The sequence below is a fragment of the Brenneria salicis ATCC 15712 = DSM 30166 genome, assembly GCF_003315515.1.
Classification (GTDB): domain Bacteria; phylum Pseudomonadota; class Gammaproteobacteria; order Enterobacterales; family Enterobacteriaceae; genus Brenneria; species Brenneria salicis.
Genome location: NZ_QNRY01000070.1, coordinates 1 through 11,118, shown reverse-complemented (window position 1 = coordinate 11,118; position 11,118 = coordinate 1). Strand labels below are relative to the sequence as shown.

The 11,118-nt window shown below is 51.6% G+C and carries 11 protein-coding genes and 1 riboswitch; of the genes, 6 read left to right on the top strand and 5 right to left on the bottom strand.

Annotated elements, in window-relative coordinates; genetic code table 11:
- Nucleotides 1–240 (top strand): hypothetical protein (locus tag DES54_RS18710; protein WP_211317443.1); only part of this gene is annotated, 240 nt, incomplete at its 5' end.
- A 587-nt stretch (nucleotides 241–827) separates the two neighbouring features.
- On the opposite strand, the gene gapA is transcribed toward DES54_RS18710, so the two are convergent.
- Nucleotides 828–1,823, bottom strand: a complete 996-nt coding sequence (gapA, locus tag DES54_RS17810) for a glyceraldehyde-3-phosphate dehydrogenase (RefSeq protein ID WP_169050452.1) — start codon at nucleotides 1,821–1,823, stop codon at nucleotides 828–830.
- Nucleotides 1,824–2,167: 344 nt separating this feature from the next.
- On the opposite strand from gapA, the gene msrB reads away from it, so the two are divergent.
- Together msrB and DES54_RS17800 are read left to right on the top strand one after the other, a co-directional pair.
- Nucleotides 2,168–2,587: a peptide-methionine (R)-S-oxide reductase MsrB gene (gene msrB, locus DES54_RS17805; RefSeq protein ID WP_113869663.1), complete on the top strand. Its 420-nt coding sequence runs from the start codon at nucleotides 2,168–2,170 to the stop codon at nucleotides 2,585–2,587.
- 129 nt (nucleotides 2,588–2,716) lie between these two features.
- Complete coding sequence (locus tag DES54_RS17800; RefSeq protein WP_113869661.1) at nucleotides 2,717–2,989, top strand: YeaC family protein; 273 nt, start codon at nucleotides 2,717–2,719, stop codon at nucleotides 2,987–2,989.
- A 22-nt stretch (nucleotides 2,990–3,011) separates the two neighbouring features.
- On the opposite strand, the gene pncA is transcribed toward DES54_RS17800, so the two are convergent.
- The 3 genes from pncA to sppA form a co-directional block, all read right to left on the bottom strand.
- Nucleotides 3,012–3,659, bottom strand: coding sequence for a bifunctional nicotinamidase/pyrazinamidase (pncA, locus tag DES54_RS17795; protein ID WP_113869659.1), 648 nt, complete (start codon nucleotides 3,657–3,659; stop codon nucleotides 3,012–3,014).
- A gap of 27 nt (nucleotides 3,660–3,686) precedes the next feature.
- Nucleotides 3,687–4,706 (bottom strand): asparaginase, encoded by a 1,020-nt coding sequence (gene ansA / locus DES54_RS17790; protein ID WP_113869657.1) that lies wholly within the window; start codon nucleotides 4,704–4,706, stop codon nucleotides 3,687–3,689.
- An 84-nt stretch (nucleotides 4,707–4,790) separates the two neighbouring features.
- Nucleotides 4,791–6,641 carry a signal peptide peptidase SppA gene (sppA, locus tag DES54_RS17785; RefSeq protein ID WP_113869655.1) on the bottom strand — a complete coding sequence of 617 codons (1,851 nt, stop codon included), beginning with the start codon at nucleotides 6,639–6,641 and terminating at the stop codon, nucleotides 4,791–4,793.
- A 400-nt stretch (nucleotides 6,642–7,041) separates the two neighbouring features.
- Here sppA and DES54_RS17780 point away from each other — a divergent pair, with 400 nt between their 5' ends.
- The 3 genes from DES54_RS17780 to DES54_RS17770 all read left to right on the top strand — a co-directional run bounded on the left by DES54_RS17780 (nucleotide 7,042) and on the right by DES54_RS17770 (nucleotide 9,902).
- Entirely contained in the window at nucleotides 7,042–7,593 is a 552-nt protein-coding gene (locus DES54_RS17780; RefSeq protein WP_113869653.1) for an NAD(P)H nitroreductase, read from the top strand.
- 96 nt (nucleotides 7,594–7,689) lie between these two features.
- Nucleotides 7,690–9,612 carry a DNA topoisomerase III gene (locus tag DES54_RS17775; protein WP_113869651.1) on the top strand — a complete coding sequence of 641 codons (1,923 nt, stop codon included), beginning with the start codon at nucleotides 7,690–7,692 and terminating at the stop codon, nucleotides 9,610–9,612.
- On the top strand, nucleotides 9,609–9,902 hold the full coding sequence (locus DES54_RS17770; protein ID WP_113869649.1) for a DUF1496 domain-containing protein: 294 nt from the start codon (nucleotides 9,609–9,611) through the stop codon (nucleotides 9,900–9,902). Before DES54_RS17775 ends, DES54_RS17770 begins: the two co-directional genes overlap by 4 nt.
- A gap of 72 nt (nucleotides 9,903–9,974) precedes the next feature.
- Here the strand turns inward: DES54_RS17770 and xthA are convergent, their stop codons facing one another.
- Complete coding sequence (gene xthA / locus DES54_RS17765; RefSeq protein WP_113869647.1) at nucleotides 9,975–10,781, bottom strand: exodeoxyribonuclease III; 807 nt, start codon at nucleotides 10,779–10,781, stop codon at nucleotides 9,975–9,977.
- A gap of 129 nt (nucleotides 10,782–10,910) precedes the next feature.
- Nucleotides 10,911–11,001, top strand: a riboswitch (glycine riboswitch).
- Nucleotides 11,002–11,118 lie beyond the last annotated feature (117 nt).

The following is an 11,118-nucleotide window of genomic DNA, read 5'->3' as shown; positions in this document are numbered from 1 at the left end:
GAATATGGCGTTGGGCGGATATACCCCAAAACAGCATGTGTTACGTGCTGCATAACTCTACTTATGACCTCCGTTAAAAATGGGGGGATTACCGGAGGATACAGCGGTTCAAACGGTTATGTGGTTCGATTATATGGTATAAAAAATACAGGATTCTCATATCGCTGGGATGTGTGGATAGAGAATGGTGTTGGTAATAAAACCAATGTTCACTATCATGCTATGGCTAAATCTGCATAGTGTCTGTGATCCAACTGGTCCACTATTATTTCCAGTGATGTGGTTATGACCGATAACCTCGCCAACAGACTTAGTTCCCGCATTTTCGTTTTCCGCCTTTATCACATGAATACCAAACGTTGTAGTTCCAGCACCAGCCTCCATTTGGTGCCGATTACAGCAAATAATCGTACATACGTGGGGCGGCTAATATTTTGTTTGCGGCGATGTAGGGCAGATTAAAAAACTGTCCTGTACCACTTGCGAATTCAATAATCATACCTGGAGGCACTCCCACAAAACCATCGCATAGGCGGAAGACCTCAAGCACTATTATTGAACAAAAGGGAGATAAGATGAGATTTATTGGGGAGAGGACATAACAGACGTCGGTTGGCGATCATCTATGACGACGTCATATCGACTATCTATAAGTATTTCCCAACAAGTACAGCCTGATTTTGTAATTTATTATCAGTATGTGAAACTGATCTGGCACTCAATTTATCGCGCAGGATGTGCCGCATTTATCGCGCGGCGCATCAGTCAGGCAGCAAATAAAAAGGGCGACACAACGTCGCCCTTCATTATTGAATCATCACCGATGCTTATTTAGAGATATGGGCGATCAGATCCAGAACTTTGTTAGAGTAGCCAGTTTCATTGTCGTACCAGGAAACCAGTTTCACAAAGTTGTCGTTCAGGGCGATACCGGCTTTGGCATCGAACACAGAAGTCAGTTTTTCACCGTTGAAATCGGTAGACACAACGTCATCTTCAGTGTAGCCCAGAACGCCTTTCAGTTCGCCTTCAGACGCTGCTTTGATAGTCGCACAGATTTCTTTGTAAGAAGCCGGTTTTTCCAGGCGAGCGGTCAGATCGACAACAGATACGTTCGGAGTAGGAACGCGGAACGCCATACCCGTCAGTTTGCCGTTCAGTTCCGGGATCACTTTTCCGACTGCTTTAGCTGCGCCGGTAGAAGAAGGGATGATGTTCTGCGATGCGCCGCGGCCGCCGCGCCAGTCTTTGTGAGACGGGCCGTCAACGGTTTTCTGCGTAGCGGTGGTCGCGTGAACGGTGGTCATCAGCGCTTCAACGATACCGAAGTTGTCGTTGATGACTTTAGCCAGAGGAGCCAGGCAGTTAGTGGTGCATGACGCGTTGGAGACGATTTCCTGACCAGCGTAAGCTTTGTGGTTTACGCCCATAACGAACATCGGGGTATCATCTTTGGACGGACCGGTCAGAACCACTTTCTTGGCGCCTGCGGTAATGTGCTTACGTGCGGTTTCGTCAGTCAGGAAGATACCGGTTGCTTCAGCAACCACGTCAACGTTGACTTCATTCCATTTCAGGTTGGCCGGATCTTTTTCTGCGGTAACGCGGATGGTTTTGCCGTTAACAACCAGATGACCATCTTTAACTTCCACCGTGCCGTTGAAACGACCATGCGTAGAGTCATACTTCAGCATGTAAGCCATGTATTCGGCATCCAACAGATCGTTGATGGCAACGATTTCGATGTCGGAACGCTCTTGCGCAGCACGGAAAACAATACGTCCAATACGGCCAAAACCGTTGATACCTACTTTGATAGTCATATATTCCACCAGATAATTGGTTAGTGAATAAAAGGTTGGTTGTAAAATTACAAAAACCTTGCTGAGCGTCAAGCGGAATCGTGTCAATAGTTGCTGTAAGTCAATCCTATGACTAACCTTTGAACGAAACTCCACCATTGCTGTAACTAAGGAACATCTAAGGCTGGTATGATGTTGTATTACATCATATAAAGCCCGGTTGAGTTAAAATTGTGACTTTCATCACAATTAGAATTTGTTCATGATCGAGCCATCTATGTTATGCCAAAATGACCTGCAAAGTTGTTAATTTTTTGTTATAATTAGTGATTATTTTGACAGACAACACACTCTGCGAGATTGCCATGACCAATGAATCCTCCCAGCAAACGCCACCCGATGACGTTGAACTGACCGAAATGCAACGCTATGTCACACAGCAGCGGGGGACTGAGCCAGCCTTTTCCGGTAAGTTGCTGCATAACAAACGTACCGGCGTTTACCACTGCCTCTGCTGTCAGTCGCCGCTATTCTATTCCGATAACAAATATGATTCCGGCTGTGGTTGGCCGAGTTTTGATCAGCCGTTATCCTCGCAAGCGATTCGTTATCTGGAAGATGATTCGCACAATATGCGCCGTATCGAGATTCGCTGCGGACACTGTGACGCGCATCTGGGACATGTTTTCCCCGATGGCCCCAAGACCACCGGGGAGCGCTACTGCGTCAATTCCGCCTCGCTCAGTTTTATTGACGGGGTAGACGGCGAACGGGTTGACGGTTAACTCGCGGTACAACGCAGATAATTATATCAAGCTTTGCTTTAATCGATTCAGCAAAAAAATGCGGATTGATGATGCGCAAGCCAAGCCACCGACGAAATCGATGAATATTCCACTGTGTAGGACCAGGATATGCAACTTGATGACTTGATTGAGGCGATGACGCCAGAGATTTATCAACGCCTGGCAACGGCGGTAGAACTGGGAAAATGGCCGGATGGCGTGGCGTTATCGACAGAACAGAAAGAGAACTGCCTGCAAATAGTGATGATGTGGCAAGCTCGTCACAATAAGCAGGCGGAGCATATGACGATCGGCGCCAACGGCGAGATCGTGATAAAAAGCAAGCAGGAACTGAAGCAACAATTTAATGACGGCGCCGCCATCATCACCCTCAAACCTTAGTTATCATCCTCATCCATGAATATCAGCGGTGAGTGTTCAGGCTGGCGATAACCTGCGCCAGCGTCAGTAGATTGGTGCCGTGCCGCGCCATTTCCGCTAACGCCTTCTGGCTATCGTCAGGACTAAGATTGACGCCGCGGCACCCCTCGACCAGCACATCCGTTTGATACCCCAGCGCATGCGCATCCAGCACCGTGAATTTCACGCAATAATCCGTCGCCAGTCCCATGATGGTCAAATGGGAGATCTCACGGGCTTTCAGCCAGCTATCGAGCTTAGTTTGGGCGCGATGTCCGTTATCAAAGAACGCGCTGTAGCTGTCGATATAGGTTTGCGCCCCTTTCTGAACCACCCATTCAATAGCCTGTTGATTAAGTGCCGGATGAAATTTCGCGCCCGCTTCCCCTTGTACGCAATGCACCGGCCACCAGATTTGCGCTAAGCCATCCAGTTCACCCGCTTCACCGACATTGGCATGCGCATTGACGGCAAAACTACCATGATTGGCCGGGTGCCAGTCCTGACTGGCAATCACCGGAACGTTGGCCGTAAGACAGGCGCTGATGGCAAGATTGGCAATCTCAATGACCTGATCGCCCTCATTGACCGGCAACGCGCCGCCAGGACAAAAGTCATTTTGTAAATCAATCAATAATAGCGCTCTGCTCATGTCGCTACTCCGTTCCTCTTCAAGGGGTTAATCTCCATCGCTTAACTCGCCCCGTAAATTCTCCTGCATCCGTTGTCGGATTTCATCGGGGCTGAGATCCTGCCGGCTTAGCAGATAGTGCAGTTTGGTCAAGGCGGCCTCCACCGTCATGTCAAAACCGCTGATGACGCCAGCCTGCGCCAGAGCATTGCCGGTCGCATACCCACCCATATTGACCCGGCCGGAAATACACTGCGTCAGGTTTACTACGACAATACCGCGTTCTGAGGCCTGACGTAACTCATTCAGCAAACCAGGGCTCTGAGGCGCATTGCCCACGCCGTAAGAACGCAGGATTAACGCTTTGACCGGCTGACGCAGGAAGTTGCTCACCACATCGGCGGAAATGCCTGGATAAATGGTGATCACCCCGATAGGTTGCGGCGTGATTTGATAAACTTTCAGCGGCGCGCCGTTCTCACCTGTTGCGGCGGGAGCGAAATGGCGAATATGAATGCCGGCTTCCAGCAGCGGCGGATAGTTGGGGGAGGCGAAAGCATCAAAGCCATCCGCGTGTGCTTTTGTGGTCCGGTTGCCGCGTAATAACTTGTTGTTGAAGAACAGGGCCACTTCATTTACCGGATGGTTGGCGGCGACATAGAGCGCATTGAGCAGATTGGTTTGTCCGTCAGAACGCAGTTCCGCTAAAGGAATTTGTGACCCTGTAACAATAACCGGCTTCGCCAGGTTTCCCAGCATGAACGAAAGTGCGGAGGCGGTAAAAGCCATGGTATCAGTACCATGCAGAATGACGAAACCATCGTACTGGTCGTAATGCTGCTGAATATCGTCCGCGACAGCCTGCCAATCCGTGGGCGTCATATCGGAAGAATCAATCAGTGGGGAATATTCATGGATGGTAAACGCCGGCATCTCAGCACGGTGAAATTCCGGCATCTGAGCCAACTGCTGTTGGAGATGCCCGGATACGGGAATGTAACCGTTGCTGGAGCGTTGCATTCCGATCGTGCCGCCAGTATAGGCCACATAAATAAATTTTTTCTGCATAGGTATATGTGTTTGAGGGTAAAAGGACGATTATAGGGGCAACGACAAAGGAAAACAGCCCGGTATTGAGCCGGGCTGCGGTGTTTAGCGAACTTCCCCACAGTTGAGGCACAAGGCATAGCGGTTCTGCGGATCGTTGAAGTTGTTCATGATAGCGGGTTGCGAGCGCATCGTTTCAGCCAACTGCGCCGCTGGCGCGGGCAGCATGGATTGCACGGCGGCCGGCAACCAGGCGTAAACGGACGCATTGACCTGATTTAGCAGCGAATCCAGCAGACCGGGTTGCTCCGTATACCAGTTCAACTGGTATTTACCCAGTTTCGCCAGTTCCGCTGTTTTTTTCACGGCATCGTCAAAGTCGCCCAATTGATCGACCAGACCATTTTCTTTCGCATCGCTGCCGATCCAGACATGACCTTGAGCAATCTGATCGATTTGTTCCGGCGTTTTCTTTCGCGCCTGGGCCACAATATCGATGAAGTTTTTGTAACCGCGCTCAATGTTGAGTTGCATCAGTTGGCTGAATTCTGGCGGCAACGTCTTGGTTATCGAGAGATCCGCCAGTGGCGAGGTGGCTACGCCGTCAGTATGCACGCCAATGCTGTCCAGTGAATTTTCGAAGGTGGTGATGACGCCAAAAATGCCTATGGAACCTGTCAGCGTGCTCGGACTGGAAATAATCGCGTTAGCTGGCGTCGAAATCCAGTAACCGCCCGATGCCGCCATGCCGCCCATGGAAACCACAACCGGTTTGCCTGCCAGCCGCGTGGTCATCAATTCGGCGCGGATCATTTCGGATGCGGTTACGCTGCCGCCGGGACTGTTGACGCGCAGTACCAGCGCTTTCACCTTGGGATCCAGACGCGCATTACGGATTTGGGCCGCCGTGGTGTCGCCGCCAACCACTCCCGGCGTTTCCGGTCCGTCAATAATTGCGCCATTGGCAAAAATAACCGCAATTTGATTGTTATTCTGCACCGGTGGTTTCGTCACGTAGTCGTAAATGCTGGTAAAATTAAAGTTGTTCGTTTTGTTGTTCCAGCCAAATGTTTTGACCAGTGTCTGCTCGATAACCGAACGGGAAGCCACTTTGTCAACCAGTTTGTTCTGCAAGGCATAATTTGCCGTGTCGCCATCAAGCGCCTGCAAGCCGGCAATCACGCCCGCCGCGCCGGGGAACAGTTGCTCCGGGGTGATCTGACGATTGGCGGAAACCGTATTCAGATATTGCTGCCATAGCGAGTTGACCCATTGACGGTCCGCATCGCGTGCGGCATCGGACATATCATCGCGCAGATAGGGTTCGACCGCGGATTTATACGTACCGACCCGGAAAATATGCGTCGTGACCTTCAGCTTATCCAGCAGCGATTTGAAGTAGAGGTTGTTGGTTGCCAGACCGTGCAGATTGACATCTCCCTGCGGCGTCAGCGCGATCGTATTAGCGAAGCTGGCCAGATAATATTGTGACTGATCGTAACTGTCGCCAACGGCGTAAATCGGCTTACCGCTGTCGCGGAATTCACGTAACGCCTTGCCGATATATTGCAATGATGGCTGGTCGGCGCCGGTGAAATCGCTCAGATCCAACACCATACCGGTAATATTGTCGTCATTTTTCGCCTGACGAATGCTGTCGACAATGTCAAATAGCGAGTTTTCCTGACGACGATTGCCGGATGCGCCGAAAAACTCACGACTTAATTGGCGTAATTTATTATTTACCGACGGCTGATCGACAACCACCCCGGTCAAATCAACCAGCAAGGCCCCACGGGTCGTTTCTGCGGGGGAACTCGTAAATTGTGAATAAATCCCGACGCCGATCAGAATGAGCGCGATAAGAAAAATGTTAAGAATAAATTCTCTGATAAAATTAAGCAGACGCCACGTCCACTTGAAAAGTCCGCTAAAAGCTCGCCACAATGTGCGCATAATATCTCCGTGATCGGGAAAACAGCCTCGGATCTACCCCAAAGGCTGTTCGACAGGCATTTTGACACCGGATAGCGGTATACACCGGTAACAGGTAGCCATGCAAAAATGTTTCGTTTGGTCGTCTGTGTGCTGTCAGCGCGAAGCCTGTCCGCGATAATTCAGCCTTGGTGCAATAGCCCCTAATATCCTAATGAGCGCACCACTAAAAGTCAGCATTAAATAATACCTCAGGCGCCCTGAAATAGGGCTATCTTGTAACAAAACTTCTACTTGTGCTACCGTGGCGCGCAACGTTGTCCTATCCCGATAGGTTTCGCATTGCGGGAAGCCAGCACACCAGCGACTTGAACGTAAACGAGATATCTCAGAAATCAGATTGCCATACAGGAGATGTGTGATGGATGCTCTCAAACTGTTGCTCAACCGCCGATCGGCGTCACGCCTGACGACACCCGCGCCTGCCGGCGAAGCCTTGAACAATATTATCCAGGCCGGGATGCGTGCGCCGGATCATGGGGCGCTGCAACCCTGGCGATTCTTTGTTATTGAGGGGCAGGGACTGGCGCGTTTTAGCGCGGTGCTGACTGAAGCGGCGCAAGCGGAAGGAATGGACGAAGCCGGTATTGATAAAGCGCGCCAGGCGCCTTTCCGCGCGCCGCAGATCATTACGGTTGTGGCATATTGCGAGGAACATACGAAAGTTCCGCTCTGGGAACAGATTATTTCAGCCGGTTGCGCGGTTCATGCGATGCAAATGGCGGCATTGGCTCAAGGTTTTAACGGTATCTGGCGCAGCGGCGCCTGGACGCACAGCCCGCGTGTTCGTGCAGCATTTCAGTGCCGCGAGCAGGATGAAATCGTCGGATTTCTCTATTTGGGGACGCCGATGTTGAAAGCGTCGACCACGGTTACGCCGCTCGACCCGGAAAAATTTGTTCAGTATTTCTGATAAGCGCCAATTGAAAATGTCATGTTTACCGATGGTTCTGGCGCGTAATTTTGCCGCCCAGCGCCGGGAAACATGCTTTCAGCGCAACGGTGGGTAATGCGACTTTTTATTGCCGAAAAGCCCAGCCTCGCACGGGCGATTGCGGATGTGCTGCCTAAACCGCATCGACGTGGTGACGGTTTTATCGCCTGCGGGCAGCGTGATGTCGTCACCTGGTGCGTCGGGCATCTGCTCGAACAGGCTCAGCCTGATGTTTATGATGCGCGCTATGCGCGTTGGTCCCTGGACGATTTACCTATCATTCCGCAAAAGTGGCTGCTGCAACCGCGTTCATCGGTCAGCAAGCAACTTAATGCCATCAAAAAATTACTGGCTGACGCCGACGAAATTATTCATGCGGGCGATCCTGATCGTGAAGGGCAATTGCTGGTTGATGAAGTGCTGGAGTTTCTGGCGTTGCCGGCAGAAAAACGTCACCAGGTGCGTCGCTGCCTGATAAACGATTTAAATCCGCAGGCTGTGGAGCGCGCCGTTTCGCGCTTGCGGGAAAACCGCGAGTTTATTCCGCTGTGTGTGTCCGCGCTGGCCCGTTCACGCGCGGACTGGCTCTATGGCATCAATATGACCCGTGCCTACACCTTGCTTGGGCGCAATGCCGGTTATGAAGGCGTGCTGTCGGTGGGTCGGGTTCAGACGCCGGTGCTTGGGCTGGTTGTGCGGCGTGATGAAGAAATCGAGAATTTTATCCCCAGGGATTATTTCGAAGTGAAGGCGCATATCGTCACGCCAGCCGATGAACGATTTGTCGCGATCTGGCAACCCAGCGAATCCTGTGAACCTTATCAGGATGAAGAAGGGCGACTGCTCAACCGGGCGTTGGCGGAACATGTTGTTAAGCGAATCGACGGTCAATCCGCGTTTGTCACCAGCTATAATGATAAGCGAGAATCTGAAACCGCGCCGTTGCCTTATTCTCTGTCAACATTGCAAATTGAAGCCGCCAGGCGTTTTGGGCTTAGTGCGCAACAGGTACTGGATATTTGTCAGCGGTTGTATGAAACCCACAAGCTGATCACCTATCCGCGTTCGGATTGCCGTTACTTGCCTGAAGAGCATTTTGCGGGGAGTCATGCGGTCTTGAAGGCCATTTCGCTGCATCAGCCAGCATTATTGCCGCAGCCCGTTATGGACATCGATCGGCGTAATCGCTGCTGGGATGACGACAAAGTGGATGCGCACCATGCGATTATCCCGACGGCGCGCAGCGCCGGCACGATGTTATCGGATAATGAGAGCAACGTTTATGGTCTGATTGCGCGGCAATACATCATGCAATTCTGCCCCGATGCGGTTTTTCGCAAATGTGTTATCGAACTGGACATCGCGGGCGGCAAATTTGTGGCGAAAGCGCGTTTTCTGGCGGAAGCGGGCTGGCGAACGTTGCTGGGCGGCAAAGAGCGTGATGAGGAGAATGAGGGGACGCCGTTGCCCGTGGTTGCCAAAGGCGACGAACTGTTATGTGAGCGTGGCGAAGTGGTTGAGCGACAGACGCAGCCGCCAAGACCGTTCACCGATGCGACCTTGCTATCGGCCATGACCGGTATTGCGCGCTTTGTGCAGGATAAAAATCTGAAAAAGATCCTGCGGGCGACTGATGGCCTTGGCACCGAAGCAACGCGCGCCGGCATTATCGAACTGTTATTTAAGCGGACATTCCTGTTCAAAAAAGGACGTTATATTCACGCCAGCGAAACTGGTCGGGCGTTGATCCATTCGCTGCCGGACAGTGCCGCACTGCCGGATATGACCGCCCATTGGGAAGCGATGCTGACGCAAATCAGTGAAAAGCAATGCCGTTATCAGGATTTCATTCAGCCGTTGACGCATTCGCTACAGGAAATGATCCGCCAGGCCAGACAAAACCGGGCTGTCAGTGCATTCAAGGGAATTTCTGCACCTATGGCCCGCAGTAAAAAACGGCGAAAGCCTCAGCCTAATGGGAAGGAGCGGGAACAATGAGATTACGAGCGTTTATGGTTATTCTCGGTGCGGTTTCAGCACTGCCGTCAATGGTGCTGGCCAATCGCGGCGAAACGGACATTGTGGTGCCGGTTCCCGCCGAAGTCTGGGCTTCAGGCTCTGCCTCGCGTGGGCAGCAGCAGAATACCTGCATACGCTGCTTCGTTTACGAAAACCGTAACTATTTGGAAGGCGCGGTGCTGAAAACCGAAGGTGTATTGCTTCAATGCGTGCGCGATAAACAAACGCTGGGCACCAATAATTTGATTTGGCAGTTAATCAAACAGTAACGGTGCGAAGGCCGGGGAGCACGCCGTGCGCCATCCCTGACGCACGGCGTGATGATTACAACAAAGGCAACGTCATAAGGCAAACTCAGCCCAAATCGGCGCATGGTCGGAAGGTTTTTCCATTGCCCGAATAGCATAATCGATACCCGTGTGCGTACAGCGTTCGGCCAGCGCCTGACTTGCCAGTATTAAATCAATGCGTAATCCGCGGTTGGTATCAAATCCCGAGGAACGGTAGTCAAACCATGAGAAGCGATCGTTGCATTCAGGATTGGCGGCGCGAAAAGTATCGATCAGTCCCAGGGATTGCAGACGGGCAAGCCATTCACGCTCTTCCGGCAGGAAAGAGCATTTTCCGGTGCGCAACCAGCGCTTGCGGTTATCCTCGCCAATGCCGATATCCAGATCGGTAGGGCTGATATTGAGATCGCCCATCACGATTAAAGGCTGAGCGGCGGCATGATGCTGTTCAAGGTAGTGTTGCAGATCCTGATAGAAACGGGTTTTCGCAGGAAACTTGATCGGATGATCGCGGCTTTCGCCCTGCGGGAAATAGCCGTTGATAACGGTCAGCGTGCCGTGAGTGGTGGCAAAATCCGCCATGATAATACGTCGTTGCGCCCCTTCATCATCATCAGGGAAACCACGCCTGACGGCAATCGGTTCCGCTTTACACAACAGCGCTACCCCGTAATGCCCTTTCTGGCCGTGATAAAAAACGTGATAACCATATTGGCTTACGTCTGCCAGCGGAAACATATCATCATGGACTTTCGTTTCCTGCAAGCCGATGACATCCGGCTGATGCTGTTCGATAATCGCGGCCAACTGATGAGGGCGAGCCCGCAGGCCATTGATATTAAAAGAAACAACTTTCATGTTAGCTGCCGTTCAATGAAAAATGTTTGCAGATGTTAGCAGAAATCGAGGCTAAACGTCACGGCAACGCCACCTGATAATAATATTCGGCTATGGCAGGTTGAACCGGGCGTGAGGAGCCCGCATACTGCGCTGCTCGCAGGAGAGTGAGCATCGAATGACGCTCCGCCGAAGGCGCAAACTCCCATAATCGCTCAGGTCACCATACTGCGAATGTAGTGGTCAACTAAAACTGGCCACGGGTTTAGAGTTTTTCCAGAATCGATTTTCCGATTCGTTTGGGGGTAATCCACCGTTATAGTCGTGTGGTCTGATCGTGCTGTAATATCCCACGATA